Origin of the sequence: Sphingomonas arabinosi (assembly GCF_036663715.1) — a bacterium.
Classification (GTDB): domain Bacteria; phylum Pseudomonadota; class Alphaproteobacteria; order Sphingomonadales; family Sphingomonadaceae; genus Sphingomonas.
Genome location: NZ_JAXOJN010000030.1, coordinates 1 through 14,281, shown reverse-complemented (window position 1 = coordinate 14,281; position 14,281 = coordinate 1). Strand labels below are relative to the sequence as shown.

At 60.3% G+C, this 14,281-nt stretch carries 15 protein-coding genes and 2 pseudogenes; 6 read left to right on the top strand and 11 right to left on the bottom strand.

Going from position 1 to position 14,281, the window contains the following annotated elements:
• The first annotated feature begins 231 nt into the window (after positions 1-231).
• Complete coding sequence (locus U1708_RS19910; protein ID WP_183937977.1) at positions 232-471, top strand: hypothetical protein; 240 nt, start codon at positions 232-234, stop codon at positions 469-471.
• Here U1708_RS19910 and U1708_RS19905 read toward each other — a convergent pair.
• From U1708_RS19905 to U1708_RS19880, 6 genes are all read right to left on the bottom strand, one after another.
• On the bottom strand, positions 468-1,430 hold the full coding sequence (locus U1708_RS19905) for an alpha/beta fold hydrolase (RefSeq protein ID WP_183937953.1): 963 nt from the start codon (positions 1,428-1,430) through the stop codon (positions 468-470). The two genes, U1708_RS19910 and U1708_RS19905, sit on opposite strands and share 4 nt — an antisense overlap.
• Before the next feature lie 91 nt (positions 1,431-1,521).
• The gene (locus U1708_RS19900) at positions 1,522-2,166 is read right to left on the bottom strand and encodes an RNA polymerase sigma factor (RefSeq protein WP_183937955.1); all 645 of its coding nucleotides are present in this window, start codon (positions 2,164-2,166) and stop codon (positions 1,522-1,524) included.
• Positions 2,167-2,302: 136 nt separating this feature from the next.
• The gene (locus U1708_RS19895; protein ID WP_183937957.1) at positions 2,303-2,473 is read right to left on the bottom strand and encodes a hypothetical protein; all 171 of its coding nucleotides are present in this window, start codon (positions 2,471-2,473) and stop codon (positions 2,303-2,305) included.
• 108 nt (positions 2,474-2,581) lie between these two features.
• The gene (locus U1708_RS19890) at positions 2,582-3,538 is read right to left on the bottom strand and encodes an MlaD family protein (protein WP_183937959.1); all 957 of its coding nucleotides are present in this window, start codon (positions 3,536-3,538) and stop codon (positions 2,582-2,584) included.
• A 98-nt stretch (positions 3,539-3,636) separates the two neighbouring features.
• On the bottom strand, positions 3,637-5,250 hold the full coding sequence (locus U1708_RS19885; protein WP_183937961.1) for an ABC1 kinase family protein: 1,614 nt from the start codon (positions 5,248-5,250) through the stop codon (positions 3,637-3,639).
• Positions 5,247-5,675, bottom strand: a complete 429-nt coding sequence (locus U1708_RS19880) for a MarR family winged helix-turn-helix transcriptional regulator (protein ID WP_183937963.1) — start codon at positions 5,673-5,675, stop codon at positions 5,247-5,249. Before U1708_RS19880 ends, U1708_RS19885 begins: the two co-directional genes overlap by 4 nt.
• 140 nt (positions 5,676-5,815) lie before the next feature.
• Here U1708_RS19880 and U1708_RS19875 point away from each other — a divergent pair, with 140 nt between their 5' ends.
• The 4 genes from U1708_RS19875 to U1708_RS19860 all read left to right on the top strand — a co-directional run bounded on the left by U1708_RS19875 (position 5,816) and on the right by U1708_RS19860 (position 10,753).
• Positions 5,816-6,964: an HlyD family secretion protein gene (locus U1708_RS19875; protein WP_183937965.1), complete on the top strand. Its 1,149-nt coding sequence runs from the start codon at positions 5,816-5,818 to the stop codon at positions 6,962-6,964.
• Positions 6,965-6,966: 2 nt separating this feature from the next.
• Positions 6,967-8,523 (top strand): MDR family MFS transporter, encoded by a 1,557-nt coding sequence (locus tag U1708_RS19870; protein ID WP_311726005.1) that lies wholly within the window; start codon positions 6,967-6,969, stop codon positions 8,521-8,523.
• Positions 8,524-8,530: 7 nt separating this feature from the next.
• The gene (locus tag U1708_RS19865; protein ID WP_183937967.1) at positions 8,531-10,027 is read left to right on the top strand and encodes an efflux transporter outer membrane subunit; all 1,497 of its coding nucleotides are present in this window, start codon (positions 8,531-8,533) and stop codon (positions 10,025-10,027) included.
• A 534-nt stretch (positions 10,028-10,561) separates the two neighbouring features.
• Positions 10,562-10,753: a hypothetical protein gene (locus tag U1708_RS19860; RefSeq protein ID WP_183937969.1), complete on the top strand. Its 192-nt coding sequence runs from the start codon at positions 10,562-10,564 to the stop codon at positions 10,751-10,753.
• Between the two features lie 39 nt (positions 10,754-10,792).
• On the opposite strand, the gene U1708_RS19855 is transcribed toward U1708_RS19860, so the two are convergent.
• From U1708_RS19855 to U1708_RS19845, 3 genes and pseudogenes are all read right to left on the bottom strand, one after another.
• A complete protein-coding gene (locus U1708_RS19855; RefSeq protein ID WP_332747980.1) occupies positions 10,793-10,963 on the bottom strand; it encodes a hypothetical protein in 171 nt (56 codons plus the stop codon).
• Positions 10,956-12,260 (bottom strand): annotated as a pseudogene (tnpC, locus tag U1708_RS19850) (IS66 family transposase). Before tnpC ends, U1708_RS19855 begins: the two are co-directional and overlap by 8 nt.
• Before the next feature lie 328 nt (positions 12,261-12,588).
• Positions 12,589-12,993, bottom strand: a complete 405-nt coding sequence (locus tag U1708_RS19845) for a hypothetical protein (protein ID WP_183937971.1) — start codon at positions 12,991-12,993, stop codon at positions 12,589-12,591.
• 53 nt (positions 12,994-13,046) lie between these two features.
• Here U1708_RS19845 and U1708_RS19840 point away from each other — a divergent pair.
• A pseudogene (locus U1708_RS19840) lies at positions 13,047-13,247 on the top strand (IS481 family transposase); the annotation flags it as partial.
• 10 nt (positions 13,248-13,257) lie between these two features.
• Here the strand turns inward: U1708_RS19840 and U1708_RS19835 are convergent.
• Together U1708_RS19835 and U1708_RS19830 are read right to left on the bottom strand one after the other, a co-directional pair.
• Positions 13,258-13,701: a MarR family winged helix-turn-helix transcriptional regulator gene (locus tag U1708_RS19835; protein WP_260171735.1), complete on the bottom strand. Its 444-nt coding sequence runs from the start codon at positions 13,699-13,701 to the stop codon at positions 13,258-13,260.
• A 374-nt stretch (positions 13,702-14,075) separates the two neighbouring features.
• The coding region (locus tag U1708_RS19830) for a hypothetical protein (RefSeq protein WP_332747974.1) at positions 14,076-14,281 on the bottom strand (206 nt) is incomplete at its 5' end.

Below are 14,281 nucleotides of genomic sequence, written 5' to 3'. Positions count from 1 at the left end.
TCCACTGACAATGCTCGCGCCATCCATGCCAGCCTCCTGCACCGGCACGCACCTGAATCAGAAAACCGCAGCGACGGGAATCCCCTTATGATTCAGCACGGTGAGAAACCGCTCTAATTGACGCGGAACGCGCCGAAAAGACCGTACAAGTCGTCCCGCGCGACATCGCGCTGTTGGTGCCTGGGGCTACCGCGACGCGATGGTGGCGCTGGTCGAGCAGTGGCGCGAGCAATGATTGCGCTGCGCACCGTGATCCACTTCATCACCGGCGAGCCTGTCGATCGCGACACCCGGCGCGCACGGCTGCTCGCCGCGCCTCGAAAGCCGATCGGTAGCATCACCCGGCGCGGCATCTTTCATCCAGCGGCAACCAGACACCGACCGGTGTTGTCACGCATGTGCGCAAGTGAAGCAACGGGCGGGGTTAATCCCACCCGTTGCTGTTCGAGCCCGGCAGCGATGCCGGTCTAATTGCGCTCGATGCTCCAGCCCGCCAGTAACGCCCGCAAGGTGGCGACGAATGCCAGCGGCTGATCCAGCATCAGATGGTGCCGAGCTTCGGGTACAGCGATGATCGGAATATCGATACCGCCGAGCTCGCGCACGTAATCACTGGAATCATTTGTAAAAAGGAGGCTTTGCTCGCCGTGTACTATCGCCTTGCGGCCTGGCGCCTTGACCAGCGTTCTGCCCATTTCAAGCCATTCGCTCGGCATATTATCCCGCTTGAACACTGATGGCGAAAACTTCCAGGTCCACGCTTCGCCTTCGCGTCGAAGTGAGTGGTAGGCCATGTAATCCATCAGGAACGCCTCACCAACGGGCTGTGGCGGAGACAGAACATACCGCTCGCGGGCGCTGGCGTAATCGGGGTAGCGCTTATGCGCGCGATCAGGGTCGCCTGATCCCGGGCCGGTGCGTCCGCCACCCCAAACGGCGTCAAAGCTGGACGGACGCAGCACCATCAGATCGCAAATCACCGTGCCGGCAAAGGCATCCGGCGCGAGCGTGATCGCCTGGAGCGCGACTGCCGCGCCAAAGCTGTGTGCGACGATGATCGGCTTGTGCTCGTGTCCAAAAAGTCCAAGGGCCTCCGCGACCCCAATCATCTCCCGTCCTCGCGCGACCATGTCACAATTCTCGCGAACGTCGCTGTCCCCCATTCCTGAATGGTCGTAGGCGATCACGTGGTAATTTTCAGCCAGGTAAGGCGCGACGAACGCCAGGCACCGTGCATGAGAGAGAAAGCCGTGGGTCATCAGTAAAGGAGGCGCGGAACGATCTCCCCAGCGGAAGTAGTGCATTCTTACACCAGAGACCTCGACGAAGCCTTCCTCCCGCGGCACGGATAGCGCGTCGACAAACCAATCGGGCAGGTATGCAGGATCTGGCGCCCAGGTCTGTACGATATCGGACGGGATTTCACGCATGGTCCTCAGTGCCTTTCTTAGACTGAATCAATTATGTGGCCTTGATCCGGCGTGACGCGACTGAAACCGAACTGTCCAGGCTGCGGCGTATTCATCCGATTGTTCTCGAACCGGATCTTTTCCAGTTTTGGTATATGTTCGCATCGCTTGTTTCTGGAGCTTCGCACGCGGGCGCGGGCGCGGGGGGCGTTGGTAGCTGAACCGGGAGAGGCGGGTCGGTTTCAAAGCCGTCAACGAGCACCCGACGGGCTCGCGATACGCGACTTTTAACGGTGCCAAGCGGTACGCCGAGACGATCCGCGGCTTCCTCGAATGTCAGCCCGTCCCGTGTCACCAGCTCGAAGGCTACGCGTTGTCCATCAGAAAGCGACGACACGGCTTGGTTGAATTCATTGGAAAAAATCCCTTCGTCCTGGGCGGCCGGGGCAATTAAAAAACGTTCTGCGATTGTCGGATCCCACGATACCGAGCGCCGATCTTTTCGCTTCCCGGACAGGAAGCTGTTCCGTGCGATCCGCATAAGCCAAGCCTTGAGGTTCGTCCCGATCTCGAAACGCTCTCGCGCGGCCCAGGCGCGCGCCAATGTATCCTGAACGAGGTCCTCGGTATCTGCCTCGTTACGCGTCAGCCGACGCGCATAAATCCGCAGGTTCGGCATCACCCTGCGCACAGCATGGCTAAAACCGCGCTGGCTTATAAACGGATCAGTCTGCTCAATGGCGACGGGAAGTGTCATCCGCGTCACCTTTGCAGAACGTGCAAATTGGGTGAGAAGACCGCTCCAGCCACGAAAGCCGACGCGATCCCATTGTTCTGTTGCTTTCTAGAGGAGATCAGAACGGGCAAACGCATCGACGCGGGATGCCGTCGAGTCAGCCTTTGGTCGATATTTGAGTTGCGCCGCCAATCCCACGCAACGCTGTGATCGCAGCGTCGATGTGTATCGCCGGTAGCGTGAATCCGAACGCATCGGCTTCCGCAAGGAGGACGAGCAGCGCGGCGATGAGTGTCGCCGCTTTGTCTTTTGGGTCGGTATTTGGCATCGATTACTCCGATGGTTGCTGCCGTTGTTGATAAATCGCGCCTTCTTGCATCGATTCCGGCGCGAACCACCTGCCAGCAATGCCGTGCCGTGGATCGGCACACGCTGATCATGGCTTCGATCCGATTTTCGCCGCAGGAGTCTCGATCTCGCTTGGTTGACCAGCAGGCGAGGGTTTGTAATCGGGCAATTTGGTCGACCCAAAGCCCCCCTGTTCGATCCTCTTGGCGACATCGCCGGCACGACCGACCGGTCCCCGGAGCGATCGAACGGTTTCAGTGACCTGGCGGGCATCCGCTTCCAACTGCCTCATCCGAGGTCGTGCGCGCGAAACCGACTGCCCAAAAGACACAGCTGATTTGTCAGCCGAATTCAGCGACTGCGCAATATTCTCACGAGATTTTCCACGTGACGCTTCAATGCGACGGCGAAGTCTCGCTGCACCATCCCCTGCATTCGCAAACTGCTTTGCAAAAGCATCGAGCCTGTCCGTCTGTGGCAACCGTCCCGACACTTGACCGACCTTGCCAGCCCAGGTCTGGGAATTGCGGGCGAGTTCGTCGAGACGCTTCTCGATCGAACGCAAACCAGCGGGGTCGAGCTTTTTTGACACGCTTTCAGCGTTCGACGAAACCTTCGCAATGAGGTCTGCTGGACCGCTGCCGGCGCCCAAGAGTCCGCCGCCTTTTGCTGGTATGATCGGGAACGGCTGCCCCGCTCGCGCCGAGAGCACCGGGTTGCGATTGTTGTCGCCACTCAGGCTCAGCGCTGCCGATCCATCAAATAATGATCGTTCGATCGACGCTGTCACACCGCGATGAAGAATCGTGTCACTCGTCAGCGCGAACCGGACGGTCACGAAATCGGGATTTGTGGGCTGAACCTTGATCTCAGTAATGCGGCCGATGGCAACGCCGAGAAGGTTCACGGCTGCCCCCGGTTGCAGGCCATCGACAGATTGTTCAAATCGTATCTCGTACGTCGGCCCGTTGGCATCGCTCGCCTGGACAAGCCAGAAAGCGAATCCGATCGCAGTGACCATGAGCAGGCTCACGATCAGGCTCACCTTCAACCAGTTTGAATGTGTTTCCATCGGGAGCTATGAATCCCGAGACCCGTCGCGCCAGGCGCGATGCTTTGCGGTCGGCTCTACGTACGGCGTGCTCATCGCGTCCTCACACCTTCGAAAACGGCCAGTGCAACAGCGCCGAAAGCTAACAGTCCCGCCAGGAGAGGCTGAGAGGAAAGCACTATCGCCGCGCAGATCGCGAGGGTGGCGGGATACAGCTGTCGAGTACCCCTGCCGGCACGCTCTCTTCCGCGTAAACGCTCAAGGTCCTTGGGCGCGATACTGACGGTGATCGAGCCGGTTCGCGCAACCTTCTCGATCTGTCCGACGAGGCTCGGCGTTGACAGAACCGCTCGTCCGAGCGCCGCGACCAGCTTGCCCGCCTCGCCGCGCAGCCGGGCAGGGCTTGCCCGCTCCCGCATCATTTCCTTTGCTATCGGAGCAAGCTCGCGGGCGATGTCGAATGCCGGATCGATGCGCCGGACGAACCCCTCGGCGGTAAGTAAGGTCCGGAGCACCAGGGCGAGGTCAGGCGGAAGCGCGAGATGAAAGTCGCGCAGAATCGCGAATACCATCTGAAAAATGTCGGCGAGGTCAATCTGATCGAGCAGGACGTTGCTGAAGCGGTCGATCAGTTCGGCCATTGCCTCTTCGAGCCGGACCCGGTCCACGTCCGGATCACCGGCCCAGAGCATAAGGATATCGACGACACCGCCGGTGTCCTCCGAAGCGATCGCAAGGCCAAGCCGAACGAGTTCCTCCCGCCGTCTCGGCAGGAGGGTGCCCACGGCCCCGAAATCGATCAGGCCAAGCGTCCCGTCTTCAAGGAAGAAGACATTGCCGGGATGCGGATCGGCGTGGAAGTGACCGTTGATGATGATCATGCGCAGGATCGCCTGCGCATAGGTGCTGGCGAGCGCCGCCAGATCGAGATCGCTTCGGCGTGCTGCATCCAAATCGCTTGCGGGAAACCCGCGGAGCCGCTCCTGGATGTTCACTCGCCTACCCGAAAGCTCCCAATCGAAGCGTGCGGTTCGAACCCCGTAGGTTTTAAGATATTCACCAATCGCGTCGCTGGCGCGCGCTTCTGCGCTGAGGTCCATCTCCCGGGCGAGGCTCTCGGCGAAATGGCGCAGCAGTTCGTCCGGCTTCAGTCTCGCGATCTCGGGGATACGTCGCTCCGCGACCCGGGCCAGTCTTCGCAGGAGCCGAAGATCGGCATCGACGATCCGCTCGATGCCTGGGCGGCGAATCTTGACGATAACGTCCCGCCCGTCGAGCAGCGTCGCCGCATGCGCCTGAGCGATCGAACCCGCCGCAAGCGCTTCGGTGTCGAAGTGACTAAAACTCGTTTCGATTGGCCCGCCGATCGCCTCCTCGATCAGCGGCTGCACGGCCGCGAATGGAAGCGGAGGAACGCGGTCCTGCAGTTTTGAAAGTGCATCGACCCATGCCGGCTCCAGAAGGTCGCTTCGCATCGCGAGGATCTGTCCGAATTTGACCGCCACGGGTCCGATATCCCGCAAAAGCGCGACGATCGCTTCCGGCCGGGTATCTTCAAGCGGCTCGTCCCCCCCCGCCCCCAGACCCAACCGAGCGGCCAGCCCCTTGAGACCGTGCCGGCCGAACAGGACGAGAATTTGCGCGAACCGCTTCCTTTCTTTTAGAGCGGTCGTATCGGTTTCATCGGGAGGAGCTAGATCAATCATGCGCCCGGCTTTGCGGGGCGGGAAACTTGGGTCTCGGGAACGCTGGCCTTCGTCTCCAGTTGGTCGACGAGCCGGTTCAAATGTTTGATCGCTGCGTCGAGACCCTCGAGTTCATCCGCTGTCAGGCTTCCGAAGGTCTGCCCTACGATGTCGTCGTAGAGCGGCATGGCCAGTCCCAACGTGGCCCGGCCGGCGTCTGCTATCTGCACCAGTTTGGACCGGCGATCGTCCGGAGCAGGCGATCGGAACACGAGACCATTTTGCTCGAGCGCGTCGATCGCCTGAGTAACAGTGCGGGGCGCCTGATCGAAAAAGCTCGCAATGTCGGTGGAGCGGCGCGGTTGTTCCGCGAGATATGCGAGCAGTTTTAGTTGGGCCATCGATGCACCCTGACAGGCAAGATAGGCGTCGATCAGCCGCCGCATCCTGTACCAGGTCCAGCCGAAGGTGGTTGCGATCCCACGTATACCCGATTGATGAGGTTCCATATAATGTGGTATTGCCGAAGCTTGGCCGCCGTGGCAAGTCCCCCGGCTCTTTGAATCGATAGTTGATCGGGAATAGAATGGTGGAAGATCCCACAGTCGGTTCAGGCGACCATGACGATGTCGGCGAGCGGCCCGCTGGTCCGCTCAAGTCGGTACGGGTTCGGCTGGCGCTGTTGGTTGTCGCGGTCGCGATCGTGGGAGCGGGGTTGGTATGGTATTTTGACCATCAGAACCGCGGCAAGTTCATGCAGAAAACCGACAACGCTTATGTGGCGGCGGACTCTGTCGTGGTGGCCCCGAAAGTTGCCGGATATGTCGAGCGCGTGTTTGTCAGCGCGAACCAAGCGGTCCGCAAAGGGCAGCAGTTGGCAGAACTGGACCCTCGCGAATATCGAGCCCAAAGCGAGCAGATCACCAGCCAGATCGACACAGCGAAAGCTGCGGTCGAGACGAGCCGTTCGCAGATCGCTGAACAGCAGGCGACAATCGTCCAGGCGCGTGCTCAGGCGGCCTCGGCGCGCGCCGAGGCCGCCTTCGCGCGGCAGCAGGTTGCGCGCTATCAGCCGCTGGCGGCGTCTGGCGCAGAGCCAGGCGAGCGATTTGCCCAGCTTCAGACGCAGGCACGACAGGCAGATGAGCGCGCCAATGCTGCTCAGGCCGGCCTTACCGCAGCAGAAAGGCGCGTTGGCACGCTTGGTGCCCAGGTACGACAGGCGCAATCGCAGGCCGAAGCCGCTCGTGCTCAGCTCTCCGCCGCGCGTGTGAACACCGAATCGACGTTGCTCAAGGCAGCGATCGATGGTCGCGTCGGCGATCTCGCTGTCCGGGTAGGGCAGTTCGTACAGCCCGGAACGCGCCTGATGACGCTGGTGCCGGTGGAGCGCCTCTTCATCGAGGCCAATTTTAAAGAGACGCAGCTAGGTCTCATGCGAGTCGGCCAGCCCGTCAGCATCGACATCGACGCGCTCCCCGGGGTCGAGCTGAAAGGGCGGGTTGCCAGCTTCGCACCGGGCACAGGTGCCCAGTTCTCCGTGCTCCCGCCGCAAAACGCGACCGGCAACTTCACGAAGATCGTTCAGCGCGTGCCCGTCCGTATCGCGATCGATGCGCCGCCCGAAGTCAGGCCCCTTCTGGTTCCCGGAATGTCGGTCGGCATTACTGTCGATACCCGTTCGGCCAAAGGCGACCTGGAGAGAATCCGGCAGGCCGTAAGTCGGAAGCGCTGAGCGTGGCGACGGTTGCTGCATCTCCGGGGACGTTACGCGCCGAGCGAGCCGACTCGACGGCCTGGATCGCGGTCGCGGCCGGCGCGCTGGGCGCGCTGCTCGCGACGCTCGACATCTCGATCGTCAACTCGGCGCTGCCGACTATCCAAGGGGAGATCGGAGCAACCGGCACGGAAGGAACGTGGATCGCCACGGCTTTTCTCGTTGCCGAGATCATCATCATACCGCTGAGCGCGTGGCTGGAACGGCTTTTGGGGTTGAGGACACTTCTCCTCATCTCGGTGACCTCTTTTACAGGATTCTCGGTCCTGTGCGGCACCGCTACGGATCTGATGACAATGATCGTCGGAAGGGCGGGTCAGGGGTTCACGGGCGGCGTGCTCATCCCGACAGCGATGACGATCGTCGCAAAGCGCCTCCCGCCATCGCAACAGCCGATCGGCATGGCCCTTTTTGGAATGACCGTCATCCTGGGTCCGGTTCTTGGCCCCCTGCTCGGAGGCTGGCTCACGGAAAATCTGAGCTGGCATTATGCCTTCTTCGTCAACGTGCCGGTCTGCGGTCTGCTCGTGCTGCTGCTGCTTCTCGGCCTGCCGCACGAGAAAACGAACTGGGTCTATTTCCGCGATGCGGACTGGTTCGGGATTGTCGGCATGATCCTCGGCCTGGGAGGACTGACGGTCGTGCTTGAGGAAGGGCACCGTGAAGAATGGTTTGAATCGACGTACATCGTCCGGCTGACGATCATGACCCTGATTGGTTTTGTCATGTTGGGGATCGGACAATTCAGGGCCGCCAAGCCTGTGCTTAAGCTGCGGATCGTAATGAATCGACAATTCGGCAGCGTCGTCGTCATGGCGCTGGCGCTGGGCATGGTGATGTACGGCTCGACCTTCGTCATCCCGCAATTCCTCGCGCTGATCGCTGACTATAACGCCCTTGAGACGGGTCAGGTGATTTTCCTCATGGGTGTGCCTGCCTTCTTGCTGATGCCCGTCATCCCGCTGCTTATCCGCGTCGTCGATATCAGGCTCGCCGTCGGCACAGGCCTTGCGCTCATGGCCGCCAGCTGCCTCGTCAACACCAGCCTCACCGCGGAATCTGCCGGAGAAGCCTTTACCGCCGGACAGTTACTGCGTGGTGTCGGCATGATCCTCACCATGCTGTTCCTGAACCAGGCCACTATCGCTTCGGTCAGCAAGGAGGATGCCGGTGATGCATCAGGCATCTTCAATGCCGCACGAAATCTCGGCGGGTCGTTCGCTTTGGCCGCCCTGGCCTCCTTTCAGGACCAGCGAATGTCGCTCCATAGCCGGCGGATGGAAGAGACCCTTTGGGCAAACGACCCAAGGTTGCAGGATTATCTCGCCGGCATGGCCAGGACGTTCGGCCAGATGGACGCCGCCCTTCAGTCGCTTGCCGGGACCATTCAGCAGCAGGCCTTCATCATGACGTACAATGACATTTTCCTGGCGATGGCGCTTGCGACACTGGCCACGCTTCCACTCGTTTTGTTCCTGCGCCCGCTGCCCAAAGGGCAGTCCATGGCGATGCATTGAGGCTGCGATGACAAACTTCAGAGGTCTCGTTCTCGCCCCCTTGCTGCTCGGCGGATGTGTCGTTGGCCCGGACTACGCCGGACCGCCGGGGTTGGGTCGCGCCGCCCCCCAATCCAAGTTCGTGCGCCAGACCGCGAGTACGAGCACCAATGACCCCGCAGTTGCTGAGTGGTGGACGGCTCTTCAAGATCCGGTCCTGAACGAGCTTGAGCGACGCGCACTTGCAGCGAATCCGTCGATCGATGTCGCCCAGGCGCGGCTCCGTCAGGCGCGCGCATCCGTGCGCCAGGAGCGCGCTAACCGCTTTCCGAAAGCTGGGGCACAAGCGACCGGAATCTTCGCGGACCTTCCCGGGATCGATCTGCAGTCGGCTCAGGGGAACGGCGCAACGCCCCCTTCCCAGGACGCGGATTCCTCTCTCCAGTTTTTCAATCTCGGCCTGAACGCAAATTGGGAAATCGATCTTGCAGGAGGCCAGATCCGAAAAATAGAATCCGCTAACGCACTAGCCGCAGCGGCTTCCTACAACGCGGCAGATGCACACGTTCAACTCGCAGCCGACGTTGCGCAAAGTTATACGAATCTGCGGGACCGGCAGCAGCGCGCCGCTGCACTTCGTGGGGGGCTGGACCTGCAGAAGCAGCAGCTAGGCCTCGCTCGGCAACGCTTTCAGCAAGGCACGGTGCCGGCCTTTGCCATTGGTCAGGCGAACCGCGCCATTCAGGCTACCAACGGCGATCTCGCTACGGCTGAGGCGGAGATCGGAATTTATCTCAATGCGCTCGCCGTGCTTGCAGGGGAGGCGCCAGGGAGGCTCGATTCCTTGCTGGCTGTCCCGCGTGACGTCCCCTTGCCGCCACAGGTCGTCGCCATCGGCGATCCCGCCTCTCTCCTTCGCCGTCGACCCGACATACGCGCCGCCGAGCGCAATCTGGCGGCCACGACTGCCCGGATTGGCGTCGCTGAAGCAGCGCGTTTTCCCAAGATCAGCTTTATGGGGATCCTAGGCATCGGCGGAACGTCTGTCGGAGACTTGGTCGATCTGGGAAATATCTCCAACATTGCCGTGCCCCAGCTACAATGGGGGTTGCTCGATTTTGGACGAACTTCGGCCCAGATAACGCAAGCGCGCGCTGGACGAGACGAAGCTGAGGCACAGTATCGACAGGTCGTTCTAGGTGCGTTCCAGGACGCCGAGAATTCGCTCGCGCGCTTTGCACAGCAACGTCGCAATGTGGCAGCGCTCGCCGAGATCAAGCGATCAGCCGACGAGTCAGATATTCTGACACAACAACGCTTCCAGCGAAAGGTGATTTCCCGCAGCGACGCACTCGAGTCCGGTCGTCAGAAAGTGCTTGCCGCATCAAACCTTCAAAGTGCGATTGCGGCTCTTACGGCAAGTTATGTCGCCATCCAAAAATCACTAGGACTTGGATGGGGGGAATCGACCTATCAAGGATTGGCACCCGATGCCTCGCCCAGGTCTCTCGGAACAACCAAGTAATTCCTCAGCCAATCCCGCCCGTGCGGCCCTTGTATTGCTGACGTACAGGAATATCGCCATCGACAAGCGGGTGCCAGCCGCCTTGCTTCACCTTTCGCCAAACGGGTCTTCAGCTTTAGGGCGCGACCCTGCCGGGCACGGCTCTATCGGCGCGATTGCGCCGACCAAGCCACCGTGCCGGCGTCTCGGCCCTGACGGGTGACGATCCTCGCGTGAGGTGTGCCACGTGGCACAGCCGCGGACGCGCACGGCGCGAACGATCCTCGATTGGCGTCGACGCCCTCCCCCGGAGGCCATCCGACGCGGGGAACATCAAGGGCTGCTGCCCTTTCGTTCCCGAAGGAAAATAGACAGCCCCGTGTGGTCCGCCAAGCGCGGCACCCGCCACCCTATGGGGTGTCGGCCGCGCTAGGCGGCCTGCCCGCACCAGGCCGTCGATTTTCTTCCTCCCTCCCCATCCCGCTCCTCGCCGGAGAGGCAGACCCGGTTGCTGCGGCAACCGGCTTTCAGCCTCGAAGGAAAGGAGACAGGACAATGACTTACACTCGATACAAGGGCGACCCGTATTGGAAGCGCGCGAAGACTGACGGGACCAGCGCGGACGGCATTCCCTACGCCAAGGGCGAACGTATTTTCTTCAACACGCGCACCGGCGCGACCTACGCGGGCGACGGCGCGACACGCGCATCGGTCGAGTTTGACGAACTCGCAGCCCTCGAAGGCTGACCCTCCCCCATCATCGAACGTAATTCAGATCAGCAGCTTTCAATCATGGCTATCACCTATCCCAAACTTTCGCAGCTTCGCCTTTCCCCGCTCAATCAGCGGCAGGTAAAGCCCACCGCCATCGAGAGCATGGCCGACGATATCGACGCGCACGGCCTCATTCAGAACCTCGTCGCCTACGAAGAAGAAGGCTTTTTCGTAATTACCCACCCCCGGTCTGGATGTTTCCTGCGCCCAGGGTAGCGGCGATGGTACCGAAAATGTTGGTCCCAGGCGTAAGGCGCGCGGTGGCGACGACGGTCCTGATGTCAGCTTCCCCCTGAGCAGCCCACATGGCGCGGTAGCCACTGATGATCTTGCGCTGGATGACGGCGGGGCGAAGGTCGCGCTCGCACGCATTATTGGTCGGTTCGACTTGGCCGGGCCAATATGCGAAGGTAAGGAGCTGCTCCCTGGCGCGGGCGAACCTGTTTCGGAGCTTCATCGTCAGTTCGCACGACGTGCGCGTCGTGATGATGTCGTCGATGGTTCGTTCGAGCGCGCGTCGTCTTGCGGGAATCGTCGATGGCGCCAGATGGCTGATGCCTTCCGCCAGTCCGAACGCCTTGTTCAGCCATAGTTTGAGCCGCATCGGCAGGAAGTCTTCACTGTTCTGGAGCGCATAGGCGACATCACGCGCGAGATGGGCGAGGCAGGCTTGGTGCGCATCGGCATGACCCTGCTGGGCGGCATAGCGTCGGAGCACCAGGCGTCGGGGCGATGCCCGTCCATCATGGTGCGCACTACGATCGCGCCGCGGGTCGGGGCGGCGGTGTGAACGACGGCATGGTCGCACCGGAACACCCAGTGGTAGGCGTTGCTGCCCTCGATGCGCACCCCGGTCTCGTCGGAGCTGACCACCCCTGCCTGACGCAGCCTCGATACGGCGTCATCGCGGCCACCTGCAAAATGCGCCTGCGCACGGCGGAGCATGTTCATCAGACCGCCCTGGCTGATCGTCAGACCGAACAGATCGGCAAACGCCCCCTGAAGCCGTTCGCAGGACAACGCCTGGAAGGTCTTCAGATAGGTCGCGATCGCATGGATCCGCGCCGAACGGCGTTCCCTTCGCCGCGTCCGGCAGCGCGGCGGTCACGCGCATCCCGCACGATGGGCAGCGAACCGCCAGCCGCCTGTGGCGCTCCACGACCGGCGTGATCGGCGGCAGTTCGACCGTATCGTGCTCGCTGACTGTCTCGGCCACCAGATCGGCCGGCAGTGCCGCGCAACAGCCGGTGCAGGTGTCTGGACGATGATCGATCGCGCGATCGAATGCCTCGCTCAGTATCCGGCTATGTCCCTCATGCCCTGGCTTTGCACCGCCGGGCCGCGATGCCTCGTGGCGCTCCTTGCGGTCAGTCGATGGCGGCTTCGACGATGTCCGCGACGTCTTCGCAGGGCGCTGCAGGCGCAGCACCAGTTCGATCAACTCCTCGCGGCTCAGGCGCTCGAGATCGGGACGGCCCATGCCCCCTTGAATCGGTGATCTCGCTCAGCCGCAAGGGGGTGGGTAATTACGCTGAAACAGTCATTTGAACACCGCAGAACGGTTATGCTGACACTCATAACGGGTCAGATTCCGACGTGTTACAGGCCCATCTTGATGCGGCTTTGGAACAGTTACGCGACCGGATGGGGACGATCGATGATCTTCGCCATCGTCTCGATCTATCGGACGAGGAACGGCGTGAGGCTCAGGCCCGAGTTATTGGCTTACTGGCTGGACCAGGACCAACGGAATCCAAGCGAGGATATTTTGGTCGCTTGTTTGGCCGACCCGACGAGTGATGCGCGGTTTAGCGCACGCCCATATAGCTCAGAAAGTGCGCGTAGCTTTTTGGGTCTATCGTATCTTTTAGGGTCACAACGGCTGTTGCAGCTGCCAGATACATCCCTTCCGCCTCCTCCTTGCTGCGCATCTTTTCAGGCATGCCTGTTTCCCGACGCGCCTCCCTCATCGCGGCTACCGCATCTTCAAAATCTGATAGCGCGTCGTTGATAGCGCAGACGCCGCCCCACCGGGCGGACCATGCTTGCTCGGTCGAGCACCCCTCGCTTAACAACTCTGCCGCGTAACCCTGCTTGACAACATGAAGATCCAGCTCAGGCCGATGCTGACGGGTGACAGCAATCTGCATGTAGCCTTTTGCAGCAAAATGAAGGTCTGGCTTGGCAGCTTTCTTTCTGAAAAAACCGAACATGATGCTTATGGCCTTTCTATTTATCGCCGTAACAGACGCGATATCGTTGCCTGACCGTCAAACGCTTCCACTACGAAAGCCACGAGCAGTTACGGGTGCACCTCGCCGACTTCATGGCGGCCTACAATTTTGCCCATCGGCTCAAGACGCTCAGCGGCCTTACGCCTTACGAATACACTGCCAATATCTGGGAGTTAGAGCCGGACAGGTTCATCGTCGACCCGATCCACCAGATGCCGGTACTAAACACCTAGACCGGTTCTATCATCTGAACTTGATTGATCGTTCATTGAATGTGATAAATTTTTCGTGTATCGCTGGACTCATAAGATGCTGCATTAACGTCCAGTAACCTCGAACTGCATCTTCGCCTGCAGCCGAATAAGCAAGCGCCATGTTCTCATGCATCCTTTCAAAAAGAACATTCTCAATCTCATAACCTTTAACTGTCAAAAAGACCAATTTGTTGCGGCGGTCTCTTTTGCCAGGCCGCGCTTCTACCATGCCTTTATTTTTTAGATCTTTCATGACACGCCCTAGAGATTGCTTGGTTATACCAAGAAATTCGAGAATTTCAGTTACTGTACTCCCGGGATTTCTCGACAGAATGTAGATAACTCGGTGGTGCGCCCGGCCAAGTCCCTGTTCGGCTAGAGCTTGATCTGCATGAGACAGATGAGATCGGTTAGCAAACATTAGCAAGTCCATGCCTCCGCGGATTGCATCCGTTCGGAGATATTGCGCAGGCGGTGGAGAGATAGTTCTAGGCATATCTGAGCAATATAGAATTTAAATGCCCTCACAATGCAGAAACGAGCAGGTAGTTGCGGGAAAGCGCGCTTCGGTTTTTAGACGGGTCGTCTGCGGCCGTTGGCTTCCTGTTTGGGAACGTGAAGCAAGAAGCCCAGCCCAATGCCTGGAAAAGGACCGCTGTCGGAAGCCGTTTTCTCAAAACGTATGGCTCGCCCCGTTTGCAAGAGGATTTCACGGTGTTCTGAGTAGTCTGCGTCAACGTATACGGTCTCGTGAGCATGCTCAGGGGCCAAGATGGACATCCGCGCGTTTGGAGCCGCCATAATCTGTCAAGCATCGAGTGCCATTTTGGGAACCGGGCTTTCCAAACGCCGATCGACTCTCAGGCCATCTTTACGATCCTTCCTGCAAACCTCGTTAGCATTACAGTTGCGCATTTGATCGAAGTCTGAATCAATGGGTCTCCATGGCAGGAGACTGTGGATGACGGGCGCATCGATTGAGACGACGCTGGAGCTTTGGGCGACTTCGCTGC